Source organism: Burkholderia sp. Nafp2/4-1b (genome assembly GCF_003635165.1).
In the GTDB taxonomy this organism is placed as follows: Bacteria; Pseudomonadota; Gammaproteobacteria; order Burkholderiales; family Burkholderiaceae; genus Burkholderia.
Genome location: NZ_ML058623.1, coordinates 22,954 through 37,408, shown reverse-complemented (window position 1 = coordinate 37,408; position 14,455 = coordinate 22,954). Strand labels below are relative to the sequence as shown.

Below are 14,455 nucleotides of genomic sequence, written 5' to 3'. Positions count from 1 at the left end.
ATAGTTCTGCAGGGCCGACTCATTCGCATCGCTCATCGCGCGCATTTCGCCGGGCATTGTTGCTGCCCCGGACTGAAAATCGAGCAGCAGGTGGTTCGTACCAGGTCGAATGGTAAACACGAGTGATGCCTCCTTGCCGCAGTGAGCCGGCGATCATGGTGAAGGGGACGGAAGTTCGCGCGAGCGGGAATGGTCGTTTGCCGATTTCGTGCACGCTCACGCTCGACAACTTTCGATCCAACCGCGATGAGCGGCAGGATGGGCTTGTGATGAAGCGCGAGTGGCCGCGTACGCGCCGGCGAAAGCTACGGGCCGAGGCTGCTGTGCGGTGCTCTACGTCAATCGGTGAGCGGTCAGGAGGTCCCCGTCGGTCCCGCATCTCCACATTCCGACCTTGGTGTGGCGCTTAGCCAAGGTCGAGGCGAACCTTCACGCGGATGGTGCGCTTGAAGTTGGTGTCGTGCCAGCCGCGCGCCTCGATGTCGAATTCCCCCTCATGGATTCCCTTTTCCTTGGCGAGCTGAGGATTGTCCCGGGGATCGTATTTGAGGATGAGTCGGCTGGTACGCATTTCGTCTTCGCTGCGAAGACCCGAAGAACCAATCTCGACTGCGTTGTTCATCGGCTTGTATCGATCGGGGCCCATGCCGTTGTCGCGCCAGGCTCGCAGGAATACGGAAATGCCCCCCGTTTCTTTATGGACGACATACATTCTGATCTTGCTCGCTTCACCATCATGGCCGCCTTCCCACACTACGTTCGTGGGGCCGTTAGCCCGAATCTGAGGCGGAACAATGAAGGCCACGCTTCCCTTTTGCGCGTCAGGGGCGATGTCCGGCGACACCACAATCGATTGCGCGTCCGTCAGGGTGTAATGTCGATCCGATAGAAATTGGGCCTGAGGAAATACCGCTTTGATCCAGTCCACATAGCGCGAGATCCGCGGGCCAACCGAGCGAGCTTGGAATGGGCTGTCTTTGACCGCCTCAGCATTGACGGTGCTCGAGGCGACGGCCACGATCGTGTCGTAGCCGACTTGCCGCTGCCACCACGGTGCACCGCCATCATGCTTGGCCGTCCGAGCCCATAGCGCTCCGCCTGTCACGGGATTGAAGCCGGCTTCCACGCCGTGATCATTCTCAAGAAGTCGACCGAGGACGGATGAACCGATCGCCCGACGCGAGAGAGCGCCTCCAGAGCTGAATTCGTCGTGGCCGCCTTTCGTTCCCGGACCCCACAGGCCGTAGCCGACGAACGTGACCGGTACGTCGATCTCGGCGTTGCCGTCATACAGGACGGGGGGCTGAATTGGCGTCACTCGGTCCGCACCGAGGATCGACGCGACCTTGGGCAACTTCACGAGTGCAAGATCGGTCGAGAGACTGCCTAGTTTGGCGGCAGCCGGATCAAGCCGCTGAAACGGCCGGACAATTTCGCCTTCGCCGCTGGCCACCTCCGTTCCGGACCAGTCGGTAAACGTCGCCTTGTATCGTCGGACGGCTTCATCCGTTGGGTGCGGGTGACCGTAGTCGACGCAAAGCGCGGCCGTCATGAAATACGACCATTTGCCATCAAGCGTATCGCCAATCCACGTCGCGGTGCAATGGCCGTTCAGGTATCCGACGGCATGAAACCGAGGTTCGCGGCTTTGCTTTTGCAGCGTCGCCATCGCCCTGCCGGCCGTACCGCGGACGTCAAAGGCGTTCCCACCGAGACGAACGAAGTCATTGTCACTGATGACGATTGCGTGGCTCGTTGACACGTACATCGCGACGGCAAGGACGAGGGCGCCGCGAGCGAACTGGTTGATTGGCATGGGAGCAGATGCAAAACGTGAGGAAGGGCTTCAGACGATGACGGAAAGGCCGACGCGGGACTCTCAGAAAACGTCCACGGCTCGCTCAGGTTCCTGTACCGGGAACGGCCCCCTCCGACCGAACGCCATGTGTCGACAACTTCGTCATTGCAGGACCGACCGCGCGGTGCCCCCTCCCCTGCGGGGCTCGCTTAAGTGGGCACTTTGGATGCACCCTCACATTGGGCGCTGAGGCCTTTGTGGCAACGGCTGCGGGGATTTTAGAGCTGCGGAAAATCGTGCATTTTGACGCACTGCGTTACGAGTCGATGCGCGACCGAGTTGTGCTGTCGCGCCGGTTGACGGTGCCGTCCGGCATCAATATTTCGCAAACAATAAAAGTAGGCGCCCGCTTCTTGAGGCGCGAGTGCGACTTCGCTCCCTCGCGCAAGTGTCCCTGCGCATCTTCTCGGGGAAGGCGAGAATCTACGCAGGAACACGATCTTAACAGCGGCCCAGAACTGGCCGTAGTGCACATACGCCCCCACATCAAACTGAAACGTCTATTTCAGCTGCTCGAGGACATCGATATGTGATGGACTCTCATCGCGACGCATTTCGTCGCGCATATCTGTCAATCCGCTAAGACCCGCTATACGTACCCGTGCCGAAGGACGGGGCGGTAGGCGGCGGCGGAAGGCGCGTGCCGGCATTCACAGTAATGAAGCTTTGCATGTGCCGGCCGGTTCCCCCGGAGCTTAAAATATCGGACTGTTCGATTACAAAAGAATTCGGAACTGTTAACCCCTTGGGATTTATTGAATACGAAATATTAAGCGTTACCACATCTCCGCTATTATAGCTGACGCTGGATTCGGCCTTGAAGGACACAGGTATTACCCCAAATGCTCCGGTATTATTTGCCGAGCTACCCGAATTGTATTGGGTTCCAACCGCATGCTCTTCGGAGGCAAATGCATTCCCCTTGCCGTCGGTTATGGTAAAGGTTGCAATCGGCCCAGATGCTCCGAAGTCGAGACCCAATCCTTGATTCAACAACTGACCAGATACGTCAACGTAACACGGACAACCACTGGGCATAGTAACAGTTTGCGTGAAGAATTGGTGTAGCGAGTTATCCATCGTGAACGTCAGATTATTGGTTAGATTTGTTGTGGATTGTTGGGTCGTCGGCACTTGCGCCATCACGCTGATCGGTGAGAAAGTTGCCGATGCAGTTAAGATGCCAACAGTAGACAACGCTGCCTGCGCCAGTCGGTTGGTAAGCATCCGCCGCAACGGAGTTTTTACGAGATTCATGGCTTTCCTTTCATGCTGAAATAAAAATTCATTCAATGCTAACTAGAATGATGCTGACTGAAGGCATCGCTTGTTGTCACATTTATTAATTTCTATGTTGCGCTATTTGCGAGCACTCGCCTCAGAGCCCGATTTGCAATAAGCACTTCAGTTCGAGGTTGGCAATCATGAATGCTGGACTGATGAATAGGCTTGGGCAAGATGCTTATCGACTTGCGGTGATATGGCAATGCAGACAAAGCGACGGCTTGCCTGCAACTTTACTGTAGGTGATTTTTTTTATGATATCGCTCGGGTTTAAATTTTTAATCGTCTGTCGATACCCTTACCATATTCGCTGACTTCGGGCGTGTATGTGATTTGAATTAATCGAAAGCAAGCTGTCAAATATGTGCTCACTGAAGAGTATCTTCACAACGTCGTGCCGATATTGGGTTGGTGGCACCTGCGGCAATACGAACCGCGAGATGGAGCGGCAGCGGTCGATGATGGACTCGTTGCATAAATCGAACGTCATTCGAAGCGACTCCGGGAGCTGCGGCCTCGCCCTGACCCACCCGCGTGGCCATCACCGCGCCCTGCGACTAGTAGGATCATCTTGCAATGCCGACGCCGATGACCCGCTGATGGACCAATGGCGCGAGAATGGCCCGCTATGTGTTCGGGATCCACCGAGATTTGTGCCATTCACCGTTATTGGAGTTTGGTGCGGTCGCTCCCGTCAGGCAAGGTGAGCGGGAAGCTGGCGGAGCGATCTAAAAGGCCGCGCATATCTCATCTCCGTAGGTGGCTCCCGACGGGAGACAGGACGCGCATTTGCGCCCGATGTGTGCAGCTAAATTGCAGCTTTGACTACTGGGATTTGCGCCGCAAGGCCCTGCGTCGGATTGGTTATACGGATTGCGAGTTGTGTAAAGCTTTGATTTTTAATGAAATCCGACGTGTAGGTCACGCTCCGAAGGCAGGGATTTGCTGGCTCGATTCCAGCCGAGCGCGCCAAGCCCGATAAGACTCTCAGCGATTCGTTCCTGCGTCGGACAGTCTCATTGAAGCTAAATTATAGCTGGCATAGGCGCAGGCTCGGTCGTCAGCGGTGCGGACCACTGCGCCAACTGGGATAGCCGACAAATGTGCGTACCGCAACACCATTTCGAACGGCCCCCCGTCCTCGCCACTGCATACGGTCGGACAAGCGCGAGGTTGCGCAACGGCCGCACGCCGAAGTCTTCCCCTTCGACGACCCGGCCCCGGTAGAGCGCATTCGCTCGTGGCGACTGCCTCCGCGCTGACCTTCGCATTGTGCAATCACACCCAGATCACCACACCGATACCGAAATGGATGAATTGCTCTAAACGTGTTGCGTTGATGAGAATCCGGTATCACGGACGCAAAGCTCGCACAATTGTCCCGATCAGTCAAAATCGCCGCAGGGCAAAAATTGAAAGAATCTCGTCGCCACCCTCCTAAACTGGTTAATCCATCTAACAGGAGCGTTGGTGATGGTAAGGAATCTGCGTAAAATCGGAAGCCTACGTCAAGTAGCGGCAATACTGTTTCTGAGCCCGGTGATGTTTGGTATCCAAGCCGCGTTGATCGGTAAGCGTTACGCTGCGTTGTCGATTGAAGGAATGCTCGCATTGCTCGCCACCCAGTTTTTGTTGAGCGTGCTACTAGCGATTCTGGTTGTTGATGGCATACGCAGCGCATGGAATTGGCATAGCGAGCGCAAGAAATTGTCACAGTCATTTGCGATTCGGCATACACCGATTAATGAATCCGAGGAGGAGCGTTGTCGCCGCGAGCGGGAAGCTCAATCGTGGATGTGGTTCGGTCCTTTCTGAGTATGTGGGTTGCCAACGGTCGCTTGTGCTTTTTCTGTATGCCAGGTAGTCGGCTCAGCAAAGGACGCCATAGATCGTCTTGCCAAAGGATGGCGATAGGACTTGGCGAGCATGGTCTTGCGCAACCGTTCGGCAATTCAGTTGATTTGCGGCGAATTGACTTTGGTGCAAAAGCAATGGCAAGCTATATTTCGGTACCCGAATTGCGTCCGGTTCGCAATTTGTGGTCGAGCATAGCCGCATCGCGACGATCGAGATTAACCGGCGATGTCTGTAACCGGGTAGCGCTGTGGCGCCACTGCGGGCGGCACTTGTTGCATCAGACGATGCTCGCTGCGGCTTGTAGCTTCGCGTAGGGGACAGCAGGCCGCTGGTGTCGGCGTCTGGAGCGGGTTGTGGCAATTCGGTCAGCACGAGCAGAAGCCGAGCGGGCGGTTCGCCCCTCCCCGCCCGCACTCGCCTTTTTGAACGATGTCCTGACACGCTGCCTACCCAAGATGCCATTGGAGTGACGGTCGGATCGACTGTCTGGATCGACGGGAACGAGTGGCGCACAATTCGATATCCGCCAGATCAACGGCGAGTCTTGAATTGCGCTCAAGTACTGATATATTTCTAATGCCTGTAAAGGTTACGATGTGCTCCATGGCTGGCGCTCACCGTATCATTCACGCATAACTTTTATGGGACTTTCAGAAGCTGATTCGACGACCGATCCGAAGAGCGACCCGGTACTTTTCGAGTGCGCGCTTGCGCGCGCCACCCAAGATCTGCGCCGCATCGCGTTATCCCTCGCGGAGCGTAATCTCAAGGGAGAGTTAGTGCACGCCTTGACTTGGCCGGTTCTTCTCGAGATTGAAGAGCAGGCCTTTTCGGATCTCTCGTTCCAGAGCCGAAACGCAACAGCAGTCGTTGATGCCCTACCCCGAATCGGACCGAAAACGTTGCCTGGGGTTGACCTCACCGGCTTCGTCGACTGGGCCTTAGCGACACCATCGCTTCCAATTTCCTATCTCTGCGTCCGCGAGATGCTGACAGCAGGCGGCGAGTCTGGCCGAACGCAAGCCAGTGCATGAGCAATCGGGGAACATCCGCGAAACTCAGCACACTCGCGGAGAAAAATCATCTTCAGACGTGCGCCGCACGTTCAAGGACTTCGCGTGCGGCGCGCCCTAATACCTTCTCAGACCACTGATTGACGCTCTCGCCTACAACGGCCGCAGCGACTCCGACGGCCGCATGCGTTTCAGGTTTGATACGCAACATCAGCTTTCCGGACGCCGGCTTTTGCGGCGCTCGTTGAGATAGTAATCCACGGCCGCGTGAAAATCTTCCGTCAGCTCAACGACCGTCTCGCCGTGAAGGCTGGTTTTGTCATCGACACCGAGCATGTGCCCGACAAAAACGTTGTCACGGCCATCGAAATCGACGCGGGCGTAATAGCCCTTGTATGTCATTGCGTTGGTCATGGCGTAATCCACAATTCGTTGAACCAGTCGCTCACGCCCTCAACCTGATAGCGCTTTGCCTCCTTGCCCGGATGCGGCGATGCAGATATCGGCGCGTCCCTTTCAGCTGGAAGGCGATATGCGACCGGGCGCCGTCGTGAATGCTGCCGACCCAGCGCGACCACCAAAGATTCGATATCCGCGAACGCGATTCCGCCCAAGGTCGGTTTCGTGTAGAGCGCGCTCAGCACGCGCCGTGTTCCGTCTTCGGGGCCTAATAATATCATAACTTGATATAAAACGCTATCAAATGAAAGCAAAAACCGCTATCGTTCACCCGTAGGCGATGCAGTAGCCTGATGTGGGCGTTATCCAGCGCTGTGGGGTTGGCTCAGGTGTTGCGGCTGGGGTCTGGTCAACTGTCACGGCGACAGCGACGCCGCGGCGGTGAGCCGAGATCAGCGCACGAACGATGGCCGGCGAGGTCAACGAATACGCCATCACGCGAATCGAGCGCTGCGCCGAAGCGATCGTCCGAACGATCAACTGCTCGACGCCGCCATTCGGCGAGAACGCCACATCGATCGCAGCCGCAGGTTCCGCGTGTGCACGCCCCGCAAATGCAACTGCGGCGAAACAAAACAACGACGCCACTGCCGTGGCAAACAGGATTCGCTTTTTCATACAGGCCTCCAATGGGGTATACGGGCAAAGGCCCCGCTCTCTTTCGAAAGCGAAGCCCGCCGATGTATGGGTTATCGCAGCGCTTCGGCTGCCTGATCGTGAAGTTGAGAACTAGACCATCGTTGCAGATGACGAAGTCCGTCTCCTCCTCGATCCGGCGCTGCACGGTGATGGCCGGCCTCCAGAGCGAGCGCTGGATTTCCGCTTGACTCGCCGGAATCGGGCCATGGGCAACGATCAGAAGCATGATGAGACGCGGCGTTGCCGCTCTCCTCGCTCAGACCGCGTGCGACGGGGTCGCCGTCACCGACAACGTTACGCAGCGACCGTCGATCAATACGTCGCGCAGCTCCGAGCCGTTCAGCTTGTAGACGTGCTCGCCACCCAAGCGCGAACGCGCCGGGCGAATTGCCACACGGATCTCGTTTGCGACTTTCGATTGAGCCGATTTCAGTTGCATTGCGTTCCTCGATAAAAAGAAGGCGCGGAACGCCCCTGCGGGGACATTCCCCGCCAGGGTTCAAAGAGATGGACGCTGCCCTACTGGGCCAGCGCCGCTACATCGATTACTGCATCGGCTTCGGCGATCAGCTCGGGCGTTTGCGAGATGAAGAACTCCCGCTCGTAACCGCCCTGCTTCAACACCTCCCGCTTCATCCTCATGAACTGCACCTTGCGTTGCGGATCCAGCGGGCCATCCGACTCGTCGCTGAACAGCGACTGGTACGGCTGGCTCGCATTCCCCGCGATATACAAAGCAATACCGCGCGTCAGACACTCGTTGATCCAGACCTTCTGACCGCCGGACATCACTCCGACTGACTTGCTGCTGTCGCTATCGGCGTCGTGCACGAGTATTTCGAGGCCCTCACGCAGTTCGCCGTTCGCCAGCGCCCGTTGTGTCTGAATCTCAACCGTGAATCGCATGCCGTAGCACGCAAGCAGCAGATCGTTCACCGTCTTCGCCAGGGCAGGACCCGCATCGTCGATCGTCAAGGCAATTACGCCGTCGTTGCCGAGGGCTTTCGCCACCAGCTTCCAGTGCGCGATCTCGTCCGAGAGGCGCGCCGCCAACGCCTGCGTGGCCGCCAGGCCGCCGAGTTCACGTTGCAGCGAAACAAGCTCGGTTTCGCGCGTCGCCTGACTGCGGATCAATGCTTCGATCTGCGCGTCGAGCGCCGTGCCTGCTTCGCGGCGTGCTGCAATTTGCCGGTCCACATCAGCGATGGCCTGCGTGACGTCTACAGCCCCGAGACGAGCTATTTCCGTCTCGATTCCGCGCGACAGCGCGTTCAGCCGGCCGATTTCCGTCTCACGGCGTTTCTGGGCTTCACTGTCTTCGACATCGAGGGTGCCAAGCTCAGCACGCGCCGTCGCCAGCCCCGCATCTGCGGCATCCAGCAACGGCTTGCGAGCCGCCAGGTCCGTCGCACGCTGTAATGCCTGTCGTGCCGCCGTGATACCGGCGTTCACCTGCTGAAGTTCAGTGCGCTTTGCGGACATCGATGCGATTGCCGGCGCGAGCCCATCCCGTTCGTCTCTCTGCGCCTTGTAGCGGATGCGCAGATCCTTCAGGGAAACGGTCTGAACTTGCGCCTGTTGTGCTGCATTGCGCGCTTGCACGAGCAACGGGCACGTCGCGTGAATCTCCATCCCGGCGCACGGCACCGACTCAACGACAGCCGCTTGCCCCTGCAGGTTCTTCAGCAACTCGGCTTTGGTCGCGCCTTCTGATTCAAGACCGGTCATCGCAGACTGAAGCGTCGCCAGCCGAAGCTGCTTCCCATCCATGTCGGCAATGGCCTGCTGCAATGGCCCGATCTGCGCTTCCAGTTGTGAGATGCGAATCTGCGCTTCGTCCCTCGCGGCAGCGGCACCGAGAATGGCGTCGCGTTGCTTCACCACCGCTTCGTGGCTCCTCATCGTCGTGCGAATCGCGGCGCGGCGTTGCGTGAAACGTTGCCGATCCGCAGCCGTATCCCGTTCGATGCCTTGCAGGGACGTTGCAAGCTCATTGCGCCGTACGCCGAGTTCGCGCAGTCGTGCTTCGACACCCGCGTTCTCGCGCTGCTTTGCCACAAGCGTCGCCCGCTGCTGCGTCAGCCCGGCGAGCGCGGTTTGCACCGACTCTCGGTCAGCACGGGCGGCAGCGATTGCCACGGCATCCGCCTCAATCGACTTGCGCGTCTGGTCGACACGCTCGCGCTTGCCGGCAAATGCCACAACGTCTTGCTGCACGGCATCCAGACGCCTGGTAAGCAGTTTGGTGACGTCGGCCGCCTTCGTGGCCAGCGCACGCAGATGGTCGATCTTGAGCAACTCGGCGAGCAGCGACTTGATCTCGCTCGCGCCGTAGGACGCGAGCGGCCGCCGGTTCTGCGCAGAAAACACGCTGGTGAAGAACGATTCCAGCGAGCCGCAAATCGCTTCGACACAGCGGTCGTAGGTCTCGCCCTTGCCGTCCGAAACCATGCCGTCCGGCAACGTCACCGGGTGCCACTCCCCGTCCATCGAGCGATAGAACAGGAAGTAGTCCGCCTTGCCGGTTTTACCAGGTTTGCGGAACGCGAAGGTCGAGCGATAACGGATACCGTCGTGCTCCCACTCGAATTCCTTGCGCGCATGGACGCCGCAGATGTGATCCCAATAGGAAAACGCATCGACGGACAGCTTCGATGCGCGCGAGGGCATGATCCGGTACGGATGCATGTTGTCCATGATCGTCGTCTTGCCGGCGCCGTTCGGGCCGGTCAATGCGATCAGCCCGCGAGGCAAGGATTCGAGATCGAGTTCCACGCTATCGCGCTTCATTCCGTCGCGCACCCCATAGAACCCCTCGAGAATCAGTCTCAGCGGACGCATGATTCGACCTCCGATAGCGGGATTTCCTGCAGGTATTCCGATGGCAGGAACGGAATATCCTCGTCGTCGTTTGGCAGCATCGGTTCCGGTCGGATGACCTTGGTGCCAAGCGTAGCTGCCGCGGCTTGCCGAACCGTGTCGCAAAGCTGCGCAAACGACGCGGAGGCCTGCTTGATCAGCGCGTTCCAGTCGGTACAACCGGTCAGGATCTGGAGCTCGCGCGCCGACCACTGACTGGCGTATCCCGAATTGAACGACCAAAGCAGGTTCTGCATCTGGACGTCGGGCACCACAGCGACTTCCGGGGAATCGACGTCGGACGCATGCACGAGCACGAGGAAGCTTTCGCGCTGCGCAATCGTGACGCCGCGGCCGGAGCCGAAGGGCTGATGAAACAGCGCGGCCGCGCATCCGCCGTGGTCTACGAGACACTTCTGCAACGTTTTGGCGTCGTCCGACGCGGAAAACTGCTGGACCCAACGGGCGCCGGCGGGATAAAGACCAAACATAGACACACTCCTGTGAAATGGACGGAGTGCGCCCGGGAGGGATCGCTCCCCGCCAGGGTAGATAAGAAAATGGATGCAGCGGTGCTGCGATCGATGCGCCGGTGGGCGCGGGGTGAACCTCGTTTCGATAGCCACGCGGGCTATCGGAACACGGCTGTGCTCAATGCTCGGCGTCGTGCTGACCGTCGAGACAGGCAGCGCTCAGGCCGCGAACAGATCATCGTTGAGCCATGACAGCGACGGCTTCGATTCTGGCTCCGCCTCAGCTTCGAGACTGGCGGCGACTAGCGGGACGATGTTCGTCGTACCGCCGGGAATCTCCGGCACCTCCGTCGAATCGCCAACCTGCGCAATTCGATCAAGCACCGATGCCGCGATCGCTTCCGCGTCGCCCGTCTCGAGCAGCTGCAGCCGCTCGAGAAGCGGGTCGGGGTCGACCGAAGTGAGCTCACACCAGCGCGCGACCTTCGCCTCGACCGTCACCGCCTTGCTGATCCCCTCGGCGCGGCTTCTCATCACCGGCAGGATGCGCGGCTCGAGCTTCAGGCCGGCGGCCGACGCAAACATCGATTCGATTGCCTTCCGGTCAACCAGCTGCTTGTGCTCCTCGTCGATCTGCCAGCGAACCCGGACGAACTTCCCGGCCGAATCCGCGGCCAGCGCCGCAAGCTGCGCTTCGTCGGGCGGACCGTCGAACGCGATGCATACCATCTCGCGCGACGGCGTCGTCACCAGCTCGGCACGTGCTTCAGCCGCCAGCACGTCCCATAACAGGTAACCTTTGTCGCCTTCTTCGCCATAGTGGAATCGCCCAATCGAGCCGGGATATCCCACCGCACGCCCTTCGCGCGACCAGATCTGGTGGTCGGGTAGAGACAAGACCTCTCGGCCTCATCCCCCCCTAAGAACCGTACGTGCGAGTTTCCCCGCATACGGCTCAAGCCTCATCAAAGCCCTGTTTGACCAGAGCCGGCAGCTTCCCGAGAAATTTGGCTGTGGATTTGCCTATGACAGTTCGGGTGAAGAAGCGCAAGATTGGAGAACGTATCGTTCCCGCCGTGAACTATTGGGAGGATGTGGTGAACATGCCAGCCACTTTCCTTCGTGATTCGCTCATTGCAGTTCGGACACCTACCGTCCTGCGCATACCAGAGCATCCGCAAACGATGCCGCCCATGGAGACTTTCCTTCATCGACAGACCGAGTCTGTCTTCGAAGTACTGCTCCCAGCTAGCATCGTATGGATTCGCTTCTGCTCTGATCTTCACGTGCCGCCGGATGGGTGTATCACTGGCTTTTACCAATGAGACGAACCGATCCACGCCACGATCATCTGTCACCGACGCACCAAACACCCAGTCTCGCCCCTTAACACGATGAAAGTAACGACCTTTCACCCAGCTAAGAGACTTGTTAGGATGCCGGCGGCAAGCCCACTGCCAAAGCTGTTTCCAAGTGACGTGATCCACCTTTCGAAAGGTGTCCTTCGACACTTGATGACGATGATAGTTGGCCCATCCTCGTACGACTGGATTCAGCCGGTTGATCATCTCCATCTGCGTTGCAGAGCGGCTTGATTTGATGATCCCTCGTACTTTCCGCAATAGAGCTTGCACGTTCTTGGTTGCTGGTTTGATCAGCAACTTCGTTCCGTACTTGCGAAAATTCCAGCCAAGGAAATCAAATCCCTCTTCGATATGCACGATCTTCGTCTTCTCGGCGGAGAGCGTTAAACCTCGCTCCATCAAGAACTGTTCGATCACAACTTTTGCTTCTTCGAGCACCTCTTTCGACACGCCCGTGATAACAAAGTCGTCTGCATACCGGATCAGATTCACCTTCTTGGGATTGTGCGCCCCATTGACACCTTTGTACTGCTTGATGCCGAAGCGTGCAGCGAGAACTCGCTGCATCCCGTCCAAAGTGATATTCGCCAGTAACGGAGAAATGATGCCTCCCTGCGGAGTCCCCGTCACAGTCGAGAATTTCTGACCTTGCCATACAACGCCGGACTTCAACCATTTCCTGAGAATCCCCTTGTCCATTGGAACGTTGGCGATTAACCAGTCGTGGTCGATGTTGTCGAAGCATCCAGCAATGTCTGCGTCCAAGACCCATTGAGGTGAAACACGTTTACCGAGAGCAATAAAACACTGCTCAGCAGCATCTCGACTCGCCCGCTCCGGTCGGAAGCCGTACGAGTTAGGGTCCGCAGTGGTTTCCGCGATAGGCTCCAGAGCAAGCGAATGCAACGCTTGCATTGCCCTGTCGGTCATCGTAGGAATACCCAGCGGGCGCAACTTGCCGTTTGCTTTCGGGATAAATACCCGTCTCAAGGGTTGAGGCTTGTAGCCTCTCCGCTTCAGAGACAAAACAGCTTTGGTCTTCGCTTCAGGCGTATTCCATACAGCTCCGTCTACGCCCGAAGTACGCTTTCCATCATTCTCGGTCACTCGCTTCACAGCTACTGCCTTGCCGTAAAACGAGTGAGTCAGAAGCCGTTGCAAGGCTTGCACCTTACCCCAGCGTCCTTCCTTAACTGCCTTTGCAATACGCATCTGCAGCCGTCTTACTGTTTGATGTGCGTCGCTCCACTTTATAGCGTGCCACGCAACCACACAGTCGGAGGCTGCACCAACCACATTCATGGTCGTCATCTGCTTTTCCTCCGTTAAGAAGGTTCGTCAAACTCTCTTGCAAAGAGAGACCAACCGGAAGTCTGCTCCCTTTCGGGCGGGATGATGTCGAGTTGCCTCTCAATCCCTATTCGTACCATTACAGTCCGACTTTCGCTTTCTCCGGCATCCCATACCCGCAACTCCAACAGCGTTCCTTACGGTTCGCCTGCCTTTTCAGGCGGAGCTACGGGCTTACCGTGTTTCGTATAAGTAACACTGGAAGGTTAGGCGTCGGCTCTTTCCCGGTAGATTCACGTCCTCGTCTGGTCACATAAGAAGACCAGAACCATCTACACACCGTTTTGGTTGAAGCCCAGCATCTTTGGCTCCTTCACACATGACGAGATTTATCACCGATTCACTTACGTTCGCCATACTCCCAAGCCTAGCGCCCCACCGCGTGATGCTCGCAGTTCCGTGTCCCTCTCGCGAGGTTCGCTTCATCCAATCGGAATGGGCTACATTGTCCAGATGGCTTCACACGTGGTCGTTACCAACCACACATGCATCTGTAGGCTACAGCTGGAGGAGCAGCTGGTTCTGTCACGCAGTCATGCCGCGCAGAACAATTACTTACGCAACTTCACGTCGCACCTTATGGATGTGACCCAGCATGAACGCGGCACACTCCGCGTCGAACAGCGTGCCGAGGCTGAATTCGTGATCGAATCCCGCCATCGTCACACCATGCTCGGTTGTGCATCCGGCCACCGTCCCGTGCGAAATCCCAATTGTCGGCACGCCGATCGCGCGCAAGCGGGCGTTATTCCTGCCCGCTGCCGCGAGGTATGTTCCGAGCACGTCTCCAAGCTCCGTCGACGCGGGCAACGCACCGACCTTCAGTGCGAGGTCGGCCTTGTTCATCGTCGGCAGACAGGTGAAGACCGCGTCCGGATAGCGTCCGTCGAATGCAAGCATCTCAGCATCGTCGAACACCGGACCGTCGGACACTCGGAACTGCGTGCCGATCACAGCAACCTGACCAATCCGATCCGCAACGAACACGGGATACCGCGCGCCCATCAACGCAAAGTTGTCCAGCGTGCCGGGTGGCTCATGCGAGAACGTGCCCTGCAACATAATGACGGGCATCGCTTCGGCCAACCGGTGCACCTGTGTCGCGAGCGCATGCAGCGACGGCGCGTGGGCGTCGAGGCGATGATCGGTCGAGTCGCCCGAGATTACCGCCGCCCGCGCCCCCCGCGAGATCGCATCGTCGACTGCGAACGAGAAACAGCGATCGGCCTCATCCAGGTTCTCCGGCGAGTAATGCAGGTCAGAAAAATGCGCGATCTTCATCGCCGCCTCCAAAATTAA

Annotated in this window: 12 protein-coding genes and 2 pseudogenes; 2 read left to right on the top strand and 12 right to left on the bottom strand. The window is 58.0% G+C overall.

The genetic code is table 11. From position 1 onward, the window contains the following. Positions 1-406: 406 nt before the first annotated feature. Positions 407-1,816 (bottom strand): hypothetical protein, encoded by a 1,410-nt coding sequence (locus C7H84_RS29870; protein WP_121862170.1) that lies wholly within the window; start codon positions 1,814-1,816, stop codon positions 407-409. 621 nt (positions 1,817-2,437) lie between these two features. Then, entirely contained in the window at positions 2,438-3,115 is a 678-nt protein-coding gene (locus C7H84_RS36625; RefSeq protein WP_162999408.1) for a hypothetical protein, read from the bottom strand. 1,500 nt (positions 3,116-4,615) lie between these two features. On the opposite strand from C7H84_RS36625, the gene C7H84_RS36620 reads away from it, so the two are divergent. Together C7H84_RS36620 and C7H84_RS29865 are read left to right on the top strand one after the other, a co-directional pair. After that, positions 4,616-4,957 (top strand): hypothetical protein, encoded by a 342-nt coding sequence (locus tag C7H84_RS36620; protein ID WP_162999407.1) that lies wholly within the window; start codon positions 4,616-4,618, stop codon positions 4,955-4,957. A 683-nt stretch (positions 4,958-5,640) separates the two neighbouring features. Further along, entirely contained in the window at positions 5,641-6,033 is a 393-nt protein-coding gene (locus C7H84_RS29865) for a DUF2471 family protein (RefSeq protein ID WP_121862169.1), read from the top strand. A gap of 52 nt (positions 6,034-6,085) precedes the next feature. Here C7H84_RS29865 and C7H84_RS37280 read toward each other — a convergent pair whose 3' ends face one another. The 10 genes and pseudogenes from C7H84_RS37280 to C7H84_RS29815 all read right to left on the bottom strand — a co-directional run. Beyond that, positions 6,086-6,223: a toxin-antitoxin system HicB family antitoxin gene (locus C7H84_RS37280; protein ID WP_240462134.1), complete on the bottom strand. Its 138-nt coding sequence runs from the start codon at positions 6,221-6,223 to the stop codon at positions 6,086-6,088. After that, entirely contained in the window at positions 6,223-6,426 is a 204-nt protein-coding gene (locus C7H84_RS37275) for a hypothetical protein (RefSeq protein WP_240462133.1), read from the bottom strand. Before C7H84_RS37275 ends, C7H84_RS37280 begins: the two co-directional genes overlap by 1 nt. Beyond that, positions 6,423-6,656: a type II toxin-antitoxin system HicA family toxin gene (locus tag C7H84_RS29855; RefSeq protein WP_240462132.1), complete on the bottom strand. Its 234-nt coding sequence runs from the start codon at positions 6,654-6,656 to the stop codon at positions 6,423-6,425. The genes C7H84_RS37275 and C7H84_RS29855 overlap by 4 nt, the downstream gene beginning before the upstream one ends. Before the next feature lie 82 nt (positions 6,657-6,738). Then, positions 6,739-7,089, bottom strand: coding sequence for a phospholipase D-like domain-containing protein (locus C7H84_RS29850; protein ID WP_240462131.1), 351 nt, complete (start codon positions 7,087-7,089; stop codon positions 6,739-6,741). Between the two features lie 277 nt (positions 7,090-7,366). Then, positions 7,367-7,504 (bottom strand): hypothetical protein, encoded by a 138-nt coding sequence (locus tag C7H84_RS29840; RefSeq protein WP_240462130.1) that lies wholly within the window; start codon positions 7,502-7,504, stop codon positions 7,367-7,369. Positions 7,505-7,629: 125 nt separating this feature from the next. Further along, positions 7,630-9,951: an SMC family ATPase gene (locus C7H84_RS29835; RefSeq protein WP_121862167.1), complete on the bottom strand. Its 2,322-nt coding sequence runs from the start codon at positions 9,949-9,951 to the stop codon at positions 7,630-7,632. After that, on the bottom strand, positions 9,939-10,460 hold the full coding sequence (locus C7H84_RS29830) for a hypothetical protein (RefSeq protein WP_121862166.1): 522 nt from the start codon (positions 10,458-10,460) through the stop codon (positions 9,939-9,941). Before C7H84_RS29830 ends, C7H84_RS29835 begins: the two co-directional genes overlap by 13 nt. Positions 10,461-10,661: 201 nt before the next feature. After that, positions 10,662-11,324: pseudogene (locus C7H84_RS29825) on the bottom strand (metallophosphatase family protein); the annotation flags it as partial. 83 nt (positions 11,325-11,407) lie between these two features. Continuing rightward, entirely contained in the window at positions 11,408-13,117 is a 1,710-nt protein-coding gene (gene ltrA / locus C7H84_RS29820; RefSeq protein WP_121862165.1) for a group II intron reverse transcriptase/maturase, read from the bottom strand. A gap of 615 nt (positions 13,118-13,732) precedes the next feature. Then, positions 13,733-14,437, bottom strand: a pseudogene (locus tag C7H84_RS29815) (metallophosphatase family protein); the annotation flags it as partial. Positions 14,438-14,455 lie beyond the last annotated feature (18 nt).